13 protein-coding genes and 1 pseudogene are annotated in these 20,048 nt (G+C 72.9%); 9 read left to right on the forward strand and 5 right to left on the reverse strand.

Translation table 11 applies throughout. The annotated features are described in order from the left end of the window. Positions 1-387: 387 nt before the first annotated feature. Complete coding sequence (locus A4R25_RS29250; RefSeq protein WP_013476112.1) at positions 388-1,182, reverse strand: hypothetical protein; 795 nt, start codon at positions 1,180-1,182, stop codon at positions 388-390. A gap of 141 nt (positions 1,183-1,323) precedes the next feature. On the opposite strand from A4R25_RS29250, the gene A4R25_RS29255 reads away from it, so the two are divergent. Together A4R25_RS29255 and A4R25_RS29260 are read left to right on the forward strand one after the other, a co-directional pair. Next, complete coding sequence (locus A4R25_RS29255) at positions 1,324-2,595, forward strand: sensor histidine kinase (protein ID WP_041784246.1); 1,272 nt, start codon at positions 1,324-1,326, stop codon at positions 2,593-2,595. 9 nt (positions 2,596-2,604) lie between these two features. Continuing rightward, positions 2,605-3,252 (forward strand): response regulator, encoded by a 648-nt coding sequence (locus A4R25_RS29260; protein ID WP_064448774.1) that lies wholly within the window; start codon positions 2,605-2,607, stop codon positions 3,250-3,252. A 155-nt stretch (positions 3,253-3,407) separates the two neighbouring features. Here A4R25_RS29260 and A4R25_RS32185 read toward each other — a convergent pair. The 3 genes and pseudogenes from A4R25_RS32185 to A4R25_RS30925 form a co-directional block, all read right to left on the reverse strand. Further along, positions 3,408-3,485 (reverse strand): annotated as a pseudogene (locus A4R25_RS32185) (50S ribosomal protein L31); the annotation flags it as partial. Between the two features lie 153 nt (positions 3,486-3,638). Further along, positions 3,639-4,634: an alpha/beta hydrolase family protein gene (locus A4R25_RS29265; RefSeq protein ID WP_043325481.1), complete on the reverse strand. Its 996-nt coding sequence runs from the start codon at positions 4,632-4,634 to the stop codon at positions 3,639-3,641. Positions 4,635-4,649: 15 nt separating this feature from the next. Then, complete coding sequence (locus A4R25_RS30925; RefSeq protein ID WP_197494995.1) at positions 4,650-6,176, reverse strand: VCBS repeat domain-containing M23 family metallopeptidase; 1,527 nt, start codon at positions 6,174-6,176, stop codon at positions 4,650-4,652. Positions 6,177-6,571: 395 nt separating this feature from the next. Here A4R25_RS30925 and A4R25_RS31320 point away from each other — a divergent pair, with 395 nt between their 5' ends. The 7 genes from A4R25_RS31320 to A4R25_RS29305 are packed head-to-tail and all read left to right on the forward strand — an operon-like array spanning position 6,572 to position 18,897. Beyond that, entirely contained in the window at positions 6,572-9,856 is a 3,285-nt protein-coding gene (locus A4R25_RS31320) for a DUF2961 domain-containing protein (RefSeq protein WP_084789495.1), read from the forward strand. Continuing rightward, positions 9,856-11,979: a family 43 glycosylhydrolase gene (locus tag A4R25_RS29280; protein WP_043325478.1), complete on the forward strand. Its 2,124-nt coding sequence runs from the start codon at positions 9,856-9,858 to the stop codon at positions 11,977-11,979. The genes A4R25_RS31320 and A4R25_RS29280 overlap by 1 nt, the downstream gene beginning before the upstream one ends. A 5-nt stretch (positions 11,980-11,984) precedes the next feature. Next, entirely contained in the window at positions 11,985-13,589 is a 1,605-nt protein-coding gene (locus tag A4R25_RS29285) for a sugar ABC transporter ATP-binding protein (RefSeq protein ID WP_231915664.1), read from the forward strand. Further along, positions 13,586-14,680, forward strand: a complete 1,095-nt coding sequence (locus A4R25_RS29290) for an ABC transporter permease (protein ID WP_043325477.1) — start codon at positions 13,586-13,588, stop codon at positions 14,678-14,680. The genes A4R25_RS29285 and A4R25_RS29290 overlap by 4 nt, the downstream gene beginning before the upstream one ends. 25 nt (positions 14,681-14,705) lie before the next feature. Then, on the forward strand, positions 14,706-15,698 hold the full coding sequence (locus A4R25_RS29295) for a substrate-binding domain-containing protein (RefSeq protein WP_064448777.1): 993 nt from the start codon (positions 14,706-14,708) through the stop codon (positions 15,696-15,698). Positions 15,699-15,712: 14 nt separating this feature from the next. Beyond that, positions 15,713-17,266, forward strand: coding sequence for an FGGY-family carbohydrate kinase (locus A4R25_RS29300; protein ID WP_051611156.1), 1,554 nt, complete (start codon positions 15,713-15,715; stop codon positions 17,264-17,266). After that, entirely contained in the window at positions 17,263-18,897 is a 1,635-nt protein-coding gene (locus A4R25_RS29305; RefSeq protein ID WP_043325476.1) for a fucose isomerase, read from the forward strand. The genes A4R25_RS29300 and A4R25_RS29305 overlap by 4 nt, the downstream gene beginning before the upstream one ends. Here A4R25_RS29305 and A4R25_RS29310 read toward each other — a convergent pair. Further along, on the reverse strand, positions 18,887-19,951 hold the full coding sequence (locus A4R25_RS29310; RefSeq protein WP_064448778.1) for a LacI family DNA-binding transcriptional regulator: 1,065 nt from the start codon (positions 19,949-19,951) through the stop codon (positions 18,887-18,889). The two genes, A4R25_RS29305 and A4R25_RS29310, sit on opposite strands and share 11 nt — an antisense overlap. Positions 19,952-20,048: the final 97 nt, after the last annotated feature.

Consider the following 20,048-nt stretch of genomic DNA (forward strand, 5'->3'; position numbering starts at 1 on the left):
CGGTGGCGAACGCCGCCGGTTCGAGGGCAGCGCGTACCCGGAGCGCTCCAGTTCTCCTCGACTCCCCAGTCGGATAGGGTGCTCGTGCATCGATGATCGGGCTCACATCGGGGGGTTGTTGCCGTCTGGCGACGCCATCGTTCGCAGGCCAGAGCATGAGCATCGGCTCGACCAACCGCCCTCGCCCTCGCCCGGCCCGCAACGGTGCTGGCGCTCGTCGATCGCAGGGTGTCCCGGAAGGATGCCAGATGGGTACGGCGCGACCAGGGTACGCAGGTGGCCGGTCCGGGCCCCCGCAGCTGACGCCACCGACGGTTGCCCTTCACCGCCCCGGTTCGTCGTCGAAGCCCGTCGGACGGGAACGTGCCGGCCGCCGGAAGGGTCGTCCTATCGACGATGGACCGTGCTGACGGTGACCCGGTCGTCCGTAGCCTCGATGGTGCCGGTCCACTCACCGTCGTCCTTCTCGAACGTGATGATGGTGGTCCCGCCGGTCGTGCGGTCGCCCGTGACGTCGAAGAATCCCTGGGGCAGGGCGGTGCGGTAGAACGCGAGTACCCGCTGAGGGTCGGGCTCGACCAGGGTGAGCCGGGCGCCGGCGGCGGTGTCGGAGAGGTCGCGCACCTGGCTGCCCGGCGGGAACCGGAAGTTGAACGGCAGGTTCGTCACGCCCAGATCCCGGCCGGTCAGCGCCGGCTCCTCCGCCTGTGGCGGCGCGGTCGACTGCTCGGCCGGCCGGTTGCGGGCGAACGTGACTGTGGTGTCGCGCGAGGTGGCGATGACCTCGACGGTCCACCCGCGTCCGTCGAGGTGCAGAGTCTGACCGGTGTCGGTGCCCACCGGGTATCCGGCCGGCGGGCCCGCCTGGCGGTAGTGGGCGAGCACCTGCTCGGGCGGAGGAGCGGTGAGGATCACCGTGGCCGAGCCAGGGTCGCCGAACGCGGTGTCGACCTTGCTGCCGGCGGGGAACCCGAGCCCCGGTGCCACCCCGGCGACAGTCCGGCCGTCCACCTCGACCCGGTCGCCCTGGTCGCTGCCCGGCAGGCTCGCCGGGGCAGCCGTGCTCGTGGGGGTGGCGCTGTCCGGTCCGCTCACCGGCACGGCCGGGTTGCCGCAACCGGGCGCCGCGATCAGCAGCGCGATCCCGGCCAGCGCGGGTAGCTTCCGCTGGAGACATCTCATCTGCCTGTCCTTCCGGTCGTACCAGGATTCGGTGGAGCCGTCCCGATCATGCCTGGTGCGGTCGCACCCCCGCACGACGGACGAACTGCTGTCGGCAGTCCTGCCGACAGCGGTCCGGCCCGGTCCGGCATGCTGAGTGCCATGACTGCCACGGCCGCCGTCGCTCCGCCCGCTTCCCGCTCCGGTCCCGGCCCTTCCCCGGCGATTCCGCTGACCACCGGCCTGATCGGGCTGTTCGTCGTGGTGCGGATCTGCCAGGTCGCCGCCTGGCCGGTCGCGGTCCTCACCGGCGGCACGGCCGGACTGCGGTCGGTGCCGGCGGCGGTGACGGTGTACGCGGTCCAGACTCTCGCGGTGGTCGGCGTGCTGGTGTGGGTCCACGGACAGGGCGCGGTGGGCCGGGGGGTCGCCGGGCTGGACGCGACGGTGGCGCTGGTCGCCCTCGTGGCCGGCGGCCTGCTCACCCGGCCGGGCCACGGCACCGGGTTCAGCCATCCGGCCCTGCCGGCCGCGATCGGCGCGGGCCTGACCGTCGCGCTGGCACTGTCGCGTCGTCAGGCCCTCGCCTGGTACGCCGCGCTGGCGGTCGGCTACCTGCTCGGGGTGCACGCCACGGTCTCCCTGGGTCCGGCGGCGCTGTCCGGGGCGGCGGGGAACCTGCTGGCACTGGTGGGTGTGCCGGCGGCCGCCGGCCTGGTGGTCGGTGCCCTGCGGCAGGCCGCACTGCGCGCCGACCGGGCGACCGTACGGGCGGTGAAGGCGGAGGCGGCGTTGGCCGAGGCGGGGCAGCGGATCGCGGCGCACGCCGCCTACGCCTCGGAGGTGGCACAGCAGCACCGCATGTTGCACGACACCGTGCTGTCCACGCTGGACGCGGTCGCCCGTGGCGCGGTCGACACCGGTGATCCGGTGGTGCGGCGTCGACTCGCCGCTGACGCCGACCATCTGCGTGGCCTGATCGCGTCCGCCGGTTCCGCGGTCGGAATGCGGCTGGTCGGCGAGCTCACCACGGTCATCCGGGAGTTGGCGCCGACCGGCCTGCGGGTGCACCTGCGGGTCACCGACGTCCCGCCGGACGTGCCGCCGGCCGTGGTGCGAGCGCTCACCGGCGCGGTCCGGGAGGCGCTCAACAACGTGATCCGGCACAGCGGCACCTCGACCGCCTTGGTGACGGTGGCCGGCCCGGCGGCGGGGACGGACGATCCGGACCCGGCGAGGCTGCGGGTCACGGTGGCGGACCGCGGGCGCGGCTTCGACCCGGACCGGATCCGGCCAGGGCTCGGGTTGTCCCGGTCGGTGCGCGCGCGGATCGGTGAGGCCGGCGGCGAGGTGCTGGTGGACAGCGGAGCAGGTCAGGGCACCACCGTCGAGATGAGCTGGCCGCCCGGCGCGTGGACGTCGGCGGCTGGGTGAGAGGGCCGGATGATCACTGTCGCCGCGATCGACGACGACCGGATGCTGCTCGACGGGCTGCGTACCTGGCTGGCACCGGTCGAGGACGTCCGCCTGGTGCAGGTCGCCGCCACGGTCGACGGCTATCTCGACCGACTCGGCGGTGCGGACGCGCCCCGGGTGGTCCTGCTCGATCTCAACCTGCGCGACGGATCCGACCCGGCGGACAACGTGGCGCGTGTCCGGGCCGGCGGCGGGCGGGTGCTGGTCGTCTCGGCGGTCCCCGACGCCGACGGCGTGCTGGCCACGATCGGTGCCGGGGCGGCCGGCTACCTCACCAAGAGCCATCCCCTGGACGTGCTGGTGGAGGCGGTCCGCGAGGTGGCGTCCGGCGGGTCGGCGATCAGTCCGGAACTCGCGTTCGTACTCAGCCGCGACGCCCGCGCCGACCGGCCGCGGCTGTCCCCGCAGGAGCGCGCGGTGCTCACCGCGTACGCCTCCGGGGCCACCCTGGCGGCCGCCGCGCGCCGCGCGGGCGTGGCCTACGGGACCGCGCGCGAGTATCTGGAACGGGTCAAACGCAAGTATGCCGAGGTGGGCCGCCCGACCCGGACGAAGTTGGAGTTGGCCGACCGGGTGCGCGAGGACCGGCTCGACCTGGGTGGTCCCGGCCGCTGAGCCCGCACCTGGGCAGTATCCAGCCGGCGTCGCGTCAGCCGCGACCACGTACCAGGGGCGGGGATACCTCTCCACGATCTCGACCAGCAACCTCGTCGTGGACGGACGGACGCCGCGCATCGCGTACCCGGCGCGCAGCAGCATGCGCGCCTCGGTCAGCGCGGCTCCCGGGGCTCGCGACGGGCGTACTTGGCGCGGAACTTCTCGACCCGGCCCGCCGTGTCGAGAAGGCGTGTTGAGCGGTCGGTAGCCTCGGCGCGGTGGCGGAGGATGACTTCATGATCGGGCTGAGCCCCCTTGGACGCGCGGCGTGCGGTCCGCCGACCGGGCGTGGCAGGCCGTCGCCGGATTGGTGGCGGCCTGCCACGCGCCGCAGGTCCGGTGGGTCAGCCGGCGCGGCGCAGCCGGCCGAGCATGCCGGCGAGGTCCTGGACGAACAGTTCGTGGCGGAAGTAGTGGCCGCCCGGCACCTCGCGCCACTCGTGCGGGATGCCAGCCCGGCTGAGCGCTCGCCGGAACTCGCGCTGGCCCGCCAGTACCTGGCCCTCGTTGACCGAGTCGAACCAGTTGACCGGGTCGGGTGACGTGCCGGCCGCCAGGAAGATCCGCTTGTTGCGGTAGCTCTCGATGCGCTCCATCGGGTTGTCCGCGCTGACCCGTGCCTCGTCCCACAGGGGCGCGCCGTACACTGTGCCGCCGCCGAGGTCGAGCGCGGCCGAGGTGATGTTCGCCCAGTGCACGACCAGGCCGAAGTCGCGGCGCAGGCTGGCTGGCCCGGAGTGGGAGCTGACCGAGCAGAAGTGGCCGTAGTACTTCGCCGTGTACTTGAGGGCCCCGAAGCCGCCCATCGAGAAGCCGGCCACGGCGCGGCCGTTGTACTCGGGGAATGTGCGGAAGTTGGCCTCGATCCAGGGGAGCAACTGGGCGATGTGGAACGTCTCCCAGTTGCGCGGCCCGACATTGGTGCTGACCGGGTTGCTGTACCAGCCAGTGGAGGCGTCCGGCATGACGACGATGATCTCGCGGCCCGCGGTGAGGTTGATGATGTTGTCCTGGAGGTGGAACGTGCGGAAGTCCGCGTTGCCGCCGTGCAGCAGATACAACACCGGGTAACGCTTGCGGCTGGTGTGGTAGCCGTCGGGCAGCAGCACGTTCACCGCCGGATCCCACTCGATCGCGTCGGTGGCGAAACGGTAGTACTGCAACCGGCCGCCGTTCTCGTTGCGGTCGACGATGCGCAGGCCGTACCCGTTGACGGCTGCACTGGCCGCGGACGGCGCGGTGAAGGCGCCGGCGAGGGCGCCGGTCGCCGCGACCGCGGCGGCGCCGGTGAGCAGCCGCCGGCGGCTCACGGTGGGGGAGATGTTCCGGTCGTGCGGCATGGTTCCTCCTGGGGCTCAGAGTGTGGTTTCGCTGGTGAGGCCGAAGTAGTCGTGCCATTTGGTGCTGGGGGCGAATGTGGTGCCGGTGGAGAGTGCGACGTAGATGTCGTTGGTGGTGCCTTTGGTGAAGACGATGAGGTCGTCTTTGCCGTCGCCGTTGGCGTCGGCGAGGTAGGGGAACTCGCCGGTTAGGCAGAAGAAGTCGTGCCACTTGATCGTGGTTCCGGCGAAGGTGGTGCCGGTGGAGGTGGCGGCGTAGACGTCGGCGTCGGTGTTGCAGGTGAAGGTGACGATGTCGTCGCGGCCGTCGCCGTTGATGTCGCCCACCCGGGGCTGCTCGGCGCCGACGGCGAACAGGTCGTGCCATTTCTGCGGTGCCCCGAAGCCGTTGCCGGTGGACAGGGCGACGATGACGTCGGCGGCGGTGGCGGGGCCTTGGGTGAAGGTGATGAGGTCGTCGCGGCCGTCGCCGTTGACGTCGCCGAGGGCGGGGAACTCCCCGGCGATGGAGAAGTAGTCGTGCCATTTCACGGCGGTGCCGGTGAAGGAGGTGCCGGTGGACAGGGCGACGTAGACGTCGGCGTCGGTGTCGTGGGTGAAGGTGATGATGTCGTCGCGGCCGTCGCCGTTGACGTCGCCGACGGCGGGGACTTCGGTGCCGGGGGCGAACCAGTCGTGCCATTTCGCGGATGCGGCGAAGGATGTGCCGGTGGACAGGGCGACGTGGACGTCGGCGGTGGTGCCGTGGGTGAACACGATGGCGTCGTCGCGTCCGTCGCCGTTGACGTCTCCGGTCAGGGGGGTCTCTCCGGACAGGGCGAACCAGTCGTGCCACTTCACCGACGTGCCCGCGAACGACGAACCCGTCGACGTGGCCACATACGCGTCGGCCAGCGCACCGTGGGTGAACGCGACCACGTCATCCCGGCCGTCACCGGTGAAATCCGTCGGCGAACCACCGAAATAGCGGGGCGCGGGCGGCGGCGGTGGCGTGCCGCAGTTGTCGCTGACCAGGAACCGCTGGTTGTACTGGCCGGGATACGGCGCGAGCGAGACGCCGTTGATCGAGATGACCTGGCCGACGCCGTTGTAGAGCTGCTCGTAGTGCACGTGCGCGCCGGAGGAGTTGCCGGTGCTGCCGGTGATCCCGATCTGCTGCCCCTGCTGCACGTAGGCGCCGTCGGGCACCGAGTAGGCGCTGAGGTGGAAGTAGTAGGTGGTCCACCCGCCGCCGTGGTCGATGACGATGTAGTTGCCGGCGCCGCTGGGCTGCGAGTAGCGCCGGGCCACTCCGGCGGCGGACGCCACCTGGGGCGTACCGCCTGTGACACCGCCGTCGGCGCGGACGAAGTCCAGCGCCTGCCGCACCTCGGCGCTGTGGTGGCTGTACGTCCACCGCTGCCCGCAGGGGAACGGTGCCTTGAAGGTGGGCGCGGCGAGTGCCGGTGACGGGGCGACCGTCACCGCGGTGAGGGTGGCCGCGGCCAGGGTGAGCAGCGCGACGAGGGCCCGCCGGGCGGGACTCGTCGGGAATCTGGGCATGCGGTGACTCCTCGTCGGAAGAGGGATGCACTGTCGGAGCGGCGCGTGGGCGTGTCGAGCCAGGGGCCGGTGTCGCCGATGGGCGGGCCCTGACAGTTCGCGTCGGAGAGAGGGGCGGCTGGCGTCCCGATCGGCGGGACGGTGGCGCTGAGGAGAAGTGAAACCGCAGACTTCGGAGCCTGTCAATACCCGACGGGGTGGTGAGTGCCGGCGGAAAACTTCCTTCAGCGTCGCTTCCGCCCGGCCTGGCTGCGCGGCGTGCAGGCCGACCCGCCGCGAAGATTCCTGCCCCGGAGGGAAAGCCGGGCGCAAGTATTGACAACCGTGGAAGCCTCGAAGTTAACTCGCCAGCAATCGATTTCTCAGACTCCTACGGCTGCTCGGAAGGGACACCGATGAGGCTTCGCATCGGCCGTTGGGCCGGCGCCGCAGCAGCCGCGCTGCTGGCCGTTGCCGTGCCCGCGACCTCGTCCGCCGCCGCGCCGGCCGCCACGTCGGCGTCCGCTCCCGCTCCCGCCGTCGCCGACGACAAGGGACCGATCGGCTGGGACGCCTACCGCCGGCTCGACCGCCTGCCGGAGCTGGCCGCCGGCACCCGTACCCACCAGTTCTCCAGCTTCGGCCGCGACGGCTCCAACGACGACGGCTTCGTCGGCACCTGGTCGTGTCTGCGTCGGAGTGGGGGATGTGTGATCGCCGAGGCACGCGGTCCGGGCGAGGTGCAGTCGATCTGGTTCACCCGCGACGACGGAAACGTCCGCGCCACCGGCTGGATCCGCGTCGAACTCGACGGCGTCGTGGTCGTCCAGGCCGACCTCCAGGATCTGGTGGACGGGCGGCTCGGCAGCCCGTTCGTCGCGCCGCTCGTGAGCAACGCCGACCAGACGTCCGGCGGCGTCACCGTCAAGGTGCCCATGCCCTACCGGGAGTCCATGCGGATCACCACCCAGAACAACCCGCTGTTCCACCACGTCACCTACCGGACCTTCACCGACGCGGCAGGGGTGCCCCGGTTCGATCCGGCCGACCCGGCCACCGACGTGGTCACGCTGCTGCGCGCCGCCGGCACCCGCGACCCGAAGCCCGCCCAGGCCGGCGCCTCCACCACGCGCGTCACCGTCACCGCCCCGGCGCAGGGGCAGGTGTCACTGGCCGCCCTGACCGGGCCACGCGCGATCACCGCGCTGCGGCTGCGCGTACCGGACGCCGCGGCCGGGGCGCCGACGCTCGCCGGGCTGCGGCTGCGGATGACGTTCGACGGACGTACGACAGTGGACAGCCCGATCGGGGAGTTCTTCGGCGCCGGGCTGGGCGAGCGCACCGTACGGTCGCTGATGTTCGCCATGGACTCCGCGCCCGGCGGCTGGTACAGCGCATGGTGGCCGATGCCGTTCCGCACCGCCGCCGCACTGACGCTCGTCAACACGACAGGCGCCACAGTCGGCGGCGTCGAGGTCGAGGTGACGTCGGCGCCCGGCGCCGAGTGGACGTCCCGGCTCGCCGCCGACGGCAACGCCGGCTCCTTCACCACCCAGTCACGCCGCGCCGAGACGGTCGGCGGCACCGACTGGATCATCGCCGACCAGTCCGGCCGGGGCCGGTTCGTCGGCGTCTCGCAGACCATGCGGGGCCACATCATCGGCGGCAACACCCGCAACTACCTGGAGGGCGACGAGCGGGTGCACGTGGACGGCTCGCCCACGCCGCAGATCTACGGCACCGGCACCGAGGACTTCTACGAGTCGGGCTGGTACTTCAACCGCGGCGAGTACAGCGGCGTCTTCACCGGCAACACCGCGCACCTGGTCCGCGGCGGCGGATGCGCCGACGAGTGCGACGCCGCCTACCGGCTGATGATCGGCGACGCGGTGGCGTACGGCACCGCGCTGCGCTTCGGCATCGAGCACGGACCGGCCAACGACATGCCCGCCGAGTACGCCTCGACCGCGTTCCTCTACACCCAGCGCACCGTCACCACGCGCCGGACCGACGCCGTCGTCACCGGCGACGCCGCCAGCCGCGCCGCGCACGCGTACACCGACTCCGCGGCGACCCAGACCGCGCTCACCGCCGCCTTCGAGGGCGACGACGACAACGTCCCGCAGACCGGCCAGGTCCGCGCCACCACCGCCCCGGTCCGCTTCCGGCTGGCGATCGACCCGGCCAACCAGGGGGTACGGCTGCGCCGCCACGGTGACCAGGCCGGTGGCTACCAGCAGGCGGCCGTGTCGGTGGACGGCACACCGGCCGGGGTGTGGCTCCAGCCGCTGGGCAACGACAGGCAGCGCTGGCTGGCCGACGAGTTCGTGCTGCCCGCGGCGCTGACGGCGGGCCGCTCGGCGGTGACCGTCCAGCTCACCCCGGCGAGCGGCGCGCCGGCCTGGACCGCCGCCCGATACCTGGCCGACAGCATGATCGCGCCGTTCACCGACACCGTCGCCCCGGCCCCGGTCGCCGGTCTCGCCCTGGCCGGCGGGCGCGTGCACGCGCTGGGCCTGACCTGGTCCCCCTCCGCCGACGACGTCGGCGTGGTCTCCTACCGCGTCTACGCGTCCCGGAACCCGGGGGTGGCGATCACCGCCGCCAACCTGGTCGGCACCACACGTGCCACCACGTTCCGGCACGGTCCGCTGCCGGCCGCGCAGACCCGCTACTACCGGGTCGTTGCTGTCGACGGGTCGGGCAACGCCGCCGCGCCCTCGGCCGAGGTGTCGGCCACCACCCGTACCCGCAACACCAGCGACGCCAACGGCGACCGCCGCGACGACGCCGTCGACTTCACCCGCGGCGCCGGCGCCGACGTGTTCACGTCGCTCTCCGACGGCACCCGGTTCGTGCCGGACAGCCGGCCCTGGAACGACTTCTTCGCGATCGGCGCGGAGGTGCCGCTCACCGGCGACGTCAACGGCGACGGCCGCGCGGACGTCATCACGTTCACCCGTGGCGACAGCGCCGACGTCTACGTCGGGCTCTCCACCGGCTCCGGCTACTCCGCGGGCGTCAAGTGGCACGACTTCTTCGCCGTCGGCGCCGAGATCCCGGCGGTCGGCGACGTCAACGGCGACGGCCGCGCCGACATCATCACCTTCACCCGCGGCGCCGCCGCCGACGTCTACGTGGCGCTCTCCACCGGCTCCGGCTTCGGACCCGGCGTCAAGTGGCACGACCACTTCGCGCTCGGCGACGAGTTCCCGGCGGTGGGCGACGTGGACGGGGACGGGCGGGACGACATCGTGACGTTCACCAGGGGTACGACCGGCGACGTGTTCGTGTCGCTCTCCGACGGCACCCGCTTCGTGGAGGACGGCTGGAAGTGGCACGACAGCTTCGCCACCGGCGACGAGCTGCCGGCGGTGGGCGACGTGGACGGGGACGGGCGGGACGACATCGTGACGTTCACCAGGGGTACGACCGGCGACGTGTTCGTGTCGCTCTCCGACGGGGGCCGCTTCGTGCAGAACTCCTGGAAGTGGCACGACCACTTCGCCTTCGGCGACGAGCTGCCCGGGGTGGGGGACTTCAACGGCGACGGCCGGGCCGACGTGGTCGCGTTCACCAGGGGCCTGACCGCCGACGTGTTCGTCTCGCTCTCCACCGGCGGTGGATTCGGGCCACCGGGCAACCGCTGGCACGACCGGTTCGCCCCCGGCACCGACCTGCCCCGCCCGAGCGTGTCGTGATGCGCGCCCGGCGTGCCCTCGCGGCGCTCCTGCTCGGGGTGGCCCTGGTGGCGGTCCCGGCCGGACCGGCAGCGGCCGACGACCCGGTCCGGTTCGAGGCCGAGTCGCTCGCCGTCGTCTCCGCCACCGCGCCGGTCGGCGCGCAGGCCGACTGCTGCGGGGTGAGCTGGTCCGGCGGACGGCAACTGTGGTTCCGGGGCGCCCGCGCCGGTGACGCGGTGACGCTCGCGCTGCCGTCGGTGCCGGCCGGGCAGTACGACCTCGGCGCGGTCCTCACCCGGGCCGGCGACTACGGCACGCTGCGCTTCGCCGTCGACGGGGTGGCGGTCGGCCAGCTCTTCGACGGGTACGCGGGCGCGGTGCAGCGCACCGGCGCGGTGCCGCTGGGCTCGGCGTCGCTGACGGCCGGCACCCACCGCCTCACCGTCACGGTGACCGGCCGGTCCGCGTCCTCCACCGGCTTCTTCGCCGGGCTGGACACGGTGACGCTGCGTCGCGTCGGCCCGCTCGCGGCGGTCACCACCACGCCGTACGAGACGCTCGGTGAGACACCGGCGCGGGGCGCGTCCACACGCGTCTACGACCCGAGCGCCGGGGAGTCGACGACCTGGTACTACAACGACCACACGCTGGTGCGGCACGAGCAGACCGGCGTGTGGCACCTGTTCGGCATCACCCACGCCGAACCCGGTGCGCCGCAGGACGAGAAGGTCTTCGGGCACGCCACCGCGCCCACCCCGACCGGCCCGTGGACGAAACGGCCGGTGGCGCTGGCCGCCGACCCCGGGGCCGGGGAGCAGTGGATCTGGGCCCCGCACGTCGTCCACCACAACGGCGTCTACCACATGTTCTACGCGGCCGGTAACCCGGACTACGCCCGGTACCGCATGCACCTGGCCACCTCGACCGACCTGTTCACCTGGACCCGAAGCTCCGCCAACCCGCTGTTCACCGACGGGTGGGAGGGCCGCGACCCGATGGTGACCCGGGTCGGCGACCGCTGGGTCATGTACTACACGGCCACGTCGAGCCCGTCCGGCGGCAACCATGTCGTGGCGTACCGGACCAGCACCGACCTGCGCTCGTGGAGCGGCCGCGCGATCGCGTACACCTCGCCGCACACCGGCCGGGCGGGCGGGCAGACGGAGTCGCCGTTCGTGGTGCGCCGGGGGGAGTGGTGGTACCTGTTCGTCTGCTGCGACGGCACCGACTACGGCGCCGCGTACCGGCGCACGGCCGTCTACCGCAGCCGCGACCCGCTGCGCTTCAACGGCGCGGAGAAGGTGACGGTGCTGGACGCGCACGCCGCCGAGGTCGTGGTGGACGGCTCGAACTGGTACCTGACCCACGCCGGCTGGGGTCAGGGCGGGCTCTGGCTGGCGCCGCTGACCTGGTCGACCGGCGTGGTGGCGCGCGGCTGGACGGTGACCACCGGTTTCCTGCGCGCCGACGTGCGCACCTGGCCCAGCGCCCGGATCGCCGAGCTGGCCGTCGACCCGGCCGGGGCCGGCAATCACCGTCCCGCGCTCGACTCGTCGCACCGGGGCACCGGGCCGTACCTCGCCGTCGGCCGGTTCGACGTGACCGACCGGGCCGGAGCGCCGGCCCGGGTCGACGTGTCCGCCGACGGCTCCCGGATCAACCTGGTCGGCATCCCGTTCGGCGACGAGCCGGTCACCGCCGACTGGCTGCTCACCGTGACGCCCCGGTGGACCGGCCCCGGGTTGCAGAGCGACGTCACCTGGTCGGTGAACGGGTGGCCGACCGCAGCGGTGTGGGAGGTGGCGTTCAACATCGACGGCGCGTCCCCGCTGGTCGGCGACCCGGCGGTGGAGGCGCGGCCGACAGGTGACGTCACCGGCATGCCCCGCTGGACGATGAGCACCGGCGACGGGCTCTCGGTGGTCGCGGCGCACCGGTGGGGATCGGCCTGGCGCGGCGACAACACCTGGTACGACGCCGGCCACGCGATGGCGGCCTGGCAGCCGCTGTGGCGCTCCGGCGGCCTGTCCTGGGCACCGGGCCAGTACGCGGGCGGCACCTGGCGTCTGACCGCGAGCGGGGTCCGGCGGGACGTGCAGTTCGCCGACGCCGCGCACACCGCGATCAACGCGATCCCGTGACCGGCGTGGACACCCGCGACGCGCCCGGCCCGAGCGGCCGGGTGGTGGTCGCGGCATCCGGAGTGGCCAAGCGGTTCGGCGGCGTGACGGCCCTCGACGGCGTCGACTTCGACGTACGGGCGGGCGAGGTGCACGCGCTGCTGGGCGAGAACGGCGCGGGCAAGTCCACCCTGATCAACATCCTCTCCGGCGTGATCACCGACTACGACGGAGAAGTCGCAGTCGACGGGACGCCGGTACGGTTCACCGGCCCGGCCGCCGCCCAGGCCGCCGGGATCGCGACCATCCACCAGGAACTCGACCTGGTGCCCGCCCTCTCGGTGGCCGACAACCTCGTGCTCGGGCGGGAGCCCCGGACCCGGCTGCGCACAGTCGACCGGCGGGCCGCGGGCCGCACCGCGCGCGAGCACCTGGACCGGCTCGGCGCAGACATCGACCCGCGCCGCCCGGTGGGCTCGCTGCGCGTCGGCGAGCAGCAACTCGTCGAGATCGCCAAGGCGCTCGCCCTGGACGCCCGCGTACTCGTCATGGACGAGCCGACGGCCGCGCTCGCCGACGGGGAGGTACGGCGGCTGTTCACCACAATCGGCGGCCTGCGCCGCCGGGGCGTCGGCGTCGTCTACATCTCCCACCGGATGGAGGAGATCGAGGTCGTCGCGGACCGCGCGACGGTGCTGCGCAACGGTTCCGTCGCCGGTGTCGTACCGGCCGGCCGGATGGACCGGCGGCGGATCGTGGCGATGATGGTCGGCGGCCGGGCCGCGTCGCTGTTCGAGCCCGCCCCGGCGGACACGGCCGGCGCTCCCGGCCCGCCGCCCGGATCCGCCGGCGGCGGCCCGCTGCTGCGTGTCACCGACCTGGCCGTGCGGCCCCGGACGCCCCGGCCCGGCCGCTGCGAGCCGGACGGCGTCAGCCTGACCGTGCGGGCCGGCGAGATCGTCGGCCTGGCCGGGCTGATGGGCGCCGGACGTACCGAACTGCTGGAGACCCTGTTCGGCGCCGGGCCCGCGGGCCGCCGCACCGGCACGGTCCTGCTGGCCGGCCGCCCGTACGCGCCGCGCCGGCCCCGCGCGGCGCTGCGTGCCGGCGTCGGCTTCGTGCCCGAGGACCGGCGCCGCTCCGCGCTCGTCCTGGAACACCCGGTCGGCCGGAGCATCGTGCTGGCCGCCCTGTCCAGGCTGACCTCGGCCGGGTTCGTCAGCCGCGGCCGGGAGCGGGCGGCCGTCGCGCGGTCGGTCACCGACCTGGCGATCAAGACGGCGTCGGCGGCCACGCCGGTCGGCGCGCTCTCCGGCGGCAACCAGCAGAAGGTCGTCTTCGCCCGGCACCTGCTCACCGAGCCGCGGCTGCTCCTGCTGGACGAGCCGACCCGCGGCGTCGACATCGGGGCGAAGGCGGAGATCTACCGGCTGCTGCGCCGGCTCGCCGGCGACGGCATGGGCATCCTGCTCGCCTCCTCGGAACTGCCCGAGCTGCTCGGCGTCTGCGACCGGGTGGTGGTGCTGCGCCGTGGCCGGGCCGTGGCCGACCTCGCCACCGGCGGCTGCACCGGCGAGGACATCCTCGCGGCGGCGATGGGCGGCCCGGCCGCCGGAAGGGACGACCGATGACCGACACCCGAGTGCCGCCGCCCGAGCCGGCCGTGACCGGGGCGCTGCCCGCCGCCGGTACGGCCGGACTGCGCGGCGCGACGGCCCACTGGCTGCGTCGGCCGCGCAGCCGCCGGGAACTCGCCGACCGGCTCTTCGCGGTGCAGAGTCTCTTCGCGCTGCTCGTGATCTTCGTCGTGGCGATCCTCGCCTCACCGCGCCGCGACGGCGAGATCCTCTTCCTCACCGCCGGCAACCTGGGGAACATCGTCCGCGCGGTGTCGGAGATCGGCATCATCGCGATCGGGATGACGTTCGTCGTCCTGCTGGGCGGCATCGACCTGTCGGTCGGGGCGATCCTCGGCCTGTCGGCCGTCGGCACCGCGACGCTCATGGTCGACTCCGGACTCGGCATCCTGCCCGCCGTCGCCGCCGTGCTCGCGATCGGCGTGCTGTTCGGCGCGCTCCAGGGGTACGCCGTGGCCCGCCTCGGCATCCAGTCGTTCATCGTGACACTCGCCGGTCTCCAGGTCGCCCGGGGCATCGCCCGGATCTGGTCCGGCGGCCTCGGTATCCCGATCGCCTACGGCGACGGACCCCAGGAGGCGCCGCCCGCCTTCGAACTGCTGAACGGCTCGATAAACGGCGTGTTCCCGGTGCCGGCGGTGCTGTTCGTCCTGATCGGGGTGGCCGCTGTGGTGGTGCTGCGGACGACGGCGTTCGCCCGGCACGTCTACGCGATCGGCGGCAACGAGAAGGCGGCCCGGCTCTCCGGTGTGCCGGTGACGCGGGTCAAGGTCGCCGTGTTCGCCGTCGCCGGCCTCCTGGCGGCGGTGGCCGGAGTGGTGCACGCGGGACAGCTCAACCAGGGCAGCCCGAACGACGGCGCCGGATACGAGCTGGACGCGATCGCCGCTGTCGTCATCGGCGGCACCAGCCTGGCCGGCGGCTCCGGCTCGATGGGCGGCACCCTGGCCGGCGCGCTGCTGCTCGGCATCCTCAACAACATCCTCGCGCTCAACAACATCGACGCCAACGTCCAGCTGCTGATCAAAGGACTGGTGATCGTGCTCGCGGCGGCGTTGCAGAAGCTGCGCCGTGGCATCGCCTGACCGAACCGACTCCGAGGAGCCACCGATGGACAAGCGAACCACACTGCTCGCGCTGCTGGTCACCGGCGCGCTGGCGGCGACGGGGTGCAGCGTCGAGAAACCGTCCGACGACGCCGGGCAGGCCCGCGCCTGTGGCGCCGGCAAGGACTTCCTGATCGGCATGTCCCAGGCCAACAACGCCGAGCCGTACCGGCAGGTGATGAACAACGACGTGCGGACGGCCGCGAAGTCGGTGCCCGGCTTCCGCGTCGTGGTCTCCGACGCCGCGCAGGACAACAGCAAGCAGGTCGCCGACGTGGAGAACTTCCTCACCCAGAAGATCAACCTGCTGATCATCTCGCCGAACGAGGCCAAGCCGCTGACCGCCGTGGTGAAGAAGGCGTACGACCAGGGCGTGCCGGTGATCGTGCTGGACCGCAAGGTCGAGGGGGAGGCGTACACCGCGTTCGTCGGCGGCGACAACGTAGCGATCGGCAAGGCGGCCGGCGAGTTCTACGCCACGACGCTGCTGCCCGACGGCGGCAAGGTGATCGAGATCGCCGGGCTGCCCGGCTCGACCCCCGCCGCCGAGCGCGCGCAGGGCTTCCGCGACGGCATCGCCGCCAACCCGAAGATCCAGATCGTCGCCTCCCAGCCCGGCGACTGGCTGCGGGAGAAGGGACAGTCGGTGGCGGACGCGCTGATCAAGGCCCACCCGGACGTGTCCGCGATCTACGCGCACAACGACCCGATGGCCGAGGGCGCCTACCTGGCCGCGAAGTCGGCGGGTGCCGAGCGGCGGATCAAGTTCACCGGCATCGACGCGCTGCCGGTGCCCTCCGGCGGCATCAAGGCCGTCGAGCAGGGCCGGCTCGCCGCCACGTTCCAGTACGCCACCGGCGGCCGGGAGGCGGTCGAGCTGGCCCGGAAGATCCTCGTCGACTGCGCCGAGGACGTCCCGCGTACCACCACGCTGGGCACCATGCGGATCACCAGGGAGAACGCCGCCGAGGCGTACGCGAAGCTCGGTGGCCTCTGAGCGCGGGGGCCGGGATGCGCAGCGCGAGCGTGCGGCGGGCGGCGCCGGTGGTGCTCGGCGTGGACATTGGCACGTCGAGCAGCAAGGGGGTTCTCGTCGACCCCGACGGGCGGTTGGTCCGGGCCCGGGTCCTGGAGCACCGGGTCGACCGGCCCGGCCCTGGCCGGGTCGAGATGGACGGCCGGATCTGGTGGCGGGAGTTCGTCGCCCTCAGCCGGGATCTGCTGGCTCCGGGTGACGTCCGGGTGTGCGCGGTCGGGGTGAGCGGCATGGGTCCGTGCGTGCTGCTCACCGACGCCGGCGGCACTCCACTGCGCCCGGCCGTCCTCTACGGCGTGGATACCCGCGCCGGGGAGCAGATCGAGCGGATGAACGAGCGGTTCGGCGCCGACGAGATCATCCAGCGGTGCGGGTCGGCGCTGTCCAGCCAGGCGGCGGGCCCGAAGATCGCGTGGGTGGCCGACACCGAACCGGAACTGTTCGCCCGTGCCCGCCGGCTGTTCATGCCCAGTTCGTGGCTGGCCTACCGGCTCACCGGTCGCTACCTGCTCGATCACCACTCGGCAAGCCAGTGCACGCCGTTCTACGACACCGAGGCCCAGGACTGGTACCGGCCGTGGATCGACCCGTTCGCACCCGGACTGGAGCTTCCGCCACTGTGCTGGCCCGGCGACGTGGCCGGTGAGGTGACGGCCGGGGCCGCCGCCGAGACCGGCCTGCCGGAGGGCGTTCCGGTGGTGGCGGGCACGATTGACGCCTGGTCGGAGGCGTTGAGCGTGGGTGCGCAGGGCGTGGGCGACCTGATGCTCATGTACGGCACCACCATGTTCCTCGTGCACACCGTGCCGCACCGGCTGACCAGCCCGTCGCTGTGGGGCACCGTCGGCGCGCTGCCGGGCACCCGCAACCTGGCCGGCGGGATGGCGACCTCCGGCGCGATCACCGGCTGGCTACGCGACCTGGTGGCGGGCACCGACCACACCGAGCTGCTCCGCCTCGCCGAACGCTCCGGCGCCGGTGCCCGCGGGTTGCTGATGCTGCCGTTCTTCGCCGGGGAACGCACGCCGATCCTCGATCCCCGGGCCCGCGGCCTGATCGCCGGTCTTACCCTTTCGCACGGCCCCGGCGACATCTACCGGGCGGCGCTGGAGGCGACCGGGCTGGCGGTACGGCACAACATCGAGACGATCGAGGCGGCCGGCGGCGACATCCGCCGGATCGTCGCGGTCGGCGGCGGCACCCGGGGCGGGCTCTGGACCCAGATCGTCTCCGACATCACCGGCCGGGAACAGCAGATCCCGGCGCAGACCATCGGCGCCAGCTACGGCGGCGCCTTTCTGGCCGCCCGGACCGTGATGGACGTCTCGATCGAGACGTGGAACCCGATCGCCGGGGTGCGGCGGCCACGACCCGAACCCGCCGCCGACTACGACGAGCTGTACCGGCTCTACCGCGAGCTGTACGCCGGTAGCCGATCTGTGGTTCACGCCCTTGCTGCCCGGCAGGAACGCCTGCCGGGCGCGTTCCGCTCCACCCACCGTCCGCCCGCCGAGGGAGCTGCCCCGTGACCCGTTACACACTGCCCGTGCCGGTCGAGCGCCCGGCCGCCCCGCCCCGCACCGTCTACACAGTCGCCAGCGGTGACCTGCGGCTGAGCGCGAACGTCACCTGCTGGCCCACCCAGCGGCAGCTCGAAGCCGACCTCACCGCCGCGGTCACCGCGCTCGGCTGGCACGTCCGGCGCGGTCACGACGTCGACCCGGGCAAAAGACACGGCTTCATCGACAGCCAGCGCGCCGGGATCGAGGTCTTCCGGAGCATCCCGGCCGACGTGCCGCTCGTCGTGGTGGAGGCGGTCTGGCAGTACAGCCACCACGTGCTGGCCGGGCTGCGCGCCCACCGCGGGCCGATCCTGCTGGTGGCGAACTGGAGCGGCGAGTACCCCGGCCTGGTGGGCCTGCTCAACCTCGCCGGCAGCCTCACCAAGGCGGGCGTGCGGTACTCGACGCTGTGGAGCGAGGACTTCACCGACGAGTGGGCGCGCGACGGCCTGAAGAAGTGGCTGGAGACTGGCCGGGTGACGCACGACGAGAGCCACGTACGCCCGCTGCCTGTGCTGCGGCCGGACGAGGAGGTCGAACTCGGCGTGGCGCTGGCCCGGCAGCTCGTCTCCGAGCGGGCCGTCATCGGCGTCTTCGACGAGGGCTGCATGGGCATGTACAACGCCATCATCGACGACGAGCTGCTCAACCCGCTCGGCGTCTTCAAGGAACGCCTGTCGCAGAGCGCGCTGGTGGCGGAGATGGCGCGGGTGCGCGACACCGAGGCGCGGGCGGTGCTGGCCTGGCTGGAGGCGGCCGGGATGACGTTCCACACCGGCACCGACGAGGCCACCGAGCTGACGTACGCCCAACTGCTCAGCCAGTGCCGCATGTACGTCGCCGCGCTGCGCATCGCCGACGACTTCGGCCTGGACGCCGTCGGGATCCAGTACCAGCAGGGGCTCAAGGACACCGTGCCGGCCAGCGACCTGGCCGAGGGGCTGCTGAACAACGTCGAACGCCCCCCGGTGACCAGCCGGGACGGCTCCCGGGAGCTGTACCCGGGCGTCGCGCTGCCGCACTTCAACGAGGTCGACGAGGGCGTCGCCGTGGACTCGCTGGTCACCAACCGGATCTGGACCGCGATGGGCCTGGACCCGGCGACGACGCTGCACGACATCCGCTGGGGGCAGCAGTACGGCGAGCACTTCGTCTGGGTCTTCGAGATCTCCGGTGCGGTGCCCGCGTCGCACAACGGCGGCTACGACAGGTCATACAGCATGCGTCAGCCGCCGATGTACTTCCCGCTCGGCGGCGGCACGCTCAGCGGCGTGTCGAAGCCGGGGGAGATCGTCTGGTCGCGCGTGTTCGTGATGGACGGCGGCCTGCACGTCGACCTCGGGCGCGGCACGGTGGTGGCGCTGCCCGAGGCGGAGACCCGGCGGCGGCTGGACGCCACCACACCGCAATGGCCGATCATGCACGCCGTGTTGCACGGCGTGGGCCGCGACCAGTTGATGGCCCGGCACAAGGCCAACCACGTCAACGTGGTCTACGCGCCAGACGCCGGCACCGCCGACCGCGCGCTACGGGTCAAGGCCGCCCTCTTCGCCGAGCTGGGCGTACGGGTGCACCTGTGCGGGGACGTCACGATCTGAGCGAGCCGGCGGCAGTGCCGCGCGACCGGGCACGGCCCACCGCGTGGCCCTGCCGGCCGGCCGACGGTGCCGAGCTGTCGCGTACCCGCAGCTCGGTGTGGAGCACCACTGTCGAGGGTGCCTTGGCCGGGTCGGCGATCCGCTCGACCAGCAGCGTCGCCGCGGTACGCCCCAGGTCGTAGGTGGGCTGCGCGACGGTGCTCAGCGAGGGCCGGACCAGGTGCGCCCACGGGATGTCGTCGAACCCGACGATGCCGAACGGGTCGGGTACGCCGATGCCGTTGTCGACGAGGCACTCGACGGCGCCCACAGTCATCAGGTTGTTTGCCGCGAACACCGCGTCCGGCGGCTCGGCGGTCTCCAGCAGTGATGCCATCGCGCGGTAGCCGCCCTCCTCGCGGAAGTCGGCGTACCGGATCAGGTCCTCGGTGGCCTGGGTTCCGCTCGCCTTCAGGGCCCGCTGGTAACCCCGCAGCCGCTGCACGGCGGTGGAGATCCGGCGCGGGCCGGTGATGCAGGCGATCCGCCGGTAACCGCCGTCCACCAGGTGGGCGGTCGCCTGCTCGGCGCCGTGGGTGTTGTCCACCAGCACGGTGTCCACCTCGACGCCGCGCGGTTGCCTGTCGATCGCCACGACCGGGATGCGCGCCTGCACCAGGCGGCTGATCAGGGCCGGCTTCCCGGACGAGGAGATGATTACCCCGGCCATCCGCTCGGCCAGGGCCGCCGCCACGTAGCGGGCCTCCTTCTCCGGGTCCTCGTCGCCGTTGCAGAGCACGACTGAGAAGCCGGCCTCCTGGGCGACGTCCTCGACGCCGCGCACCATCGAGGTGAAGAACGGGTTCCCGATGTCGGAGATGATGACCGCCCAGAGGCTGGTGCGGCTGCGGCGCAGGCTGCGCGCGACGGCGTTCGGGCGGTAGTCCAGGTCCTGCGCGGCCTGCCGTACCCGGGCGGCCATGTCCGGGTCGACCGAGGCACGCCCGTTGAGGACGCGGGAGACGGTCGCCGGCGACACTCCCGCGCGACGCGCCACGTCGTAGATGGTCGTCATCGCGCTCCCGTCGTCGTCGCCCGGGCGCTCCGGCCCGGCCCCCGTCGGATGGTGACGTACCGGAGTGAGACCGCCACCGCGGGAGATCGCACGGAAT

The sequence above is a fragment of the Micromonospora sp. NBRC 110037 genome (genome assembly GCF_001652995.1).
Taxonomy (GTDB): domain Bacteria; phylum Actinomycetota; class Actinomycetes; order Mycobacteriales; family Micromonosporaceae; genus Micromonospora; species Micromonospora chalcea.

Coding starts and splice junctions, on each gene's coding strand:
- A4R25_RS29300 (WP_051611156.1), top strand. CDS start 15,713: ATGCGCAGCGCGAGCGTGCGGCGGGCGGCGCCGGTGGTGCTCGGCGTG.
- A4R25_RS29250 (WP_013476112.1), bottom strand. CDS start 1,182: ATGAGATGTCTCCAGCGGAAGCTACCCGCGCTGGCCGGGATCGCGCTG.
- A4R25_RS30925 (WP_197494995.1), bottom strand. CDS start 6,176: ATGCCCAGATTCCCGACGAGTCCCGCCCGGCGGGCCCTCGTCGCGCTG.
- A4R25_RS31320 (WP_084789495.1), top strand. CDS start 6,572: ATGAGGCTTCGCATCGGCCGTTGGGCCGGCGCCGCAGCAGCCGCGCTG.
- A4R25_RS29280 (WP_043325478.1), top strand. CDS start 9,856: ATGCGCGCCCGGCGTGCCCTCGCGGCGCTCCTGCTCGGGGTGGCCCTG.
- A4R25_RS29265 (WP_043325481.1), bottom strand. CDS start 4,634: ATGCCGCACGACCGGAACATCTCCCCCACCGTGAGCCGCCGGCGGCTG.
- A4R25_RS29290 (WP_043325477.1), top strand. CDS start 13,586: ATGACCGACACCCGAGTGCCGCCGCCCGAGCCGGCCGTGACCGGGGCG.
- A4R25_RS29260 (WP_064448774.1), top strand. CDS start 2,605: ATGATCACTGTCGCCGCGATCGACGACGACCGGATGCTGCTCGACGGG.
- A4R25_RS29295 (WP_064448777.1), top strand. CDS start 14,706: ATGGACAAGCGAACCACACTGCTCGCGCTGCTGGTCACCGGCGCGCTG.
- A4R25_RS29255 (WP_041784246.1), top strand. CDS start 1,324: ATGACTGCCACGGCCGCCGTCGCTCCGCCCGCTTCCCGCTCCGGTCCC.
- A4R25_RS29310 (WP_064448778.1), bottom strand. CDS start 19,951: ATGACGACCATCTACGACGTGGCGCGTCGCGCGGGAGTGTCGCCGGCG.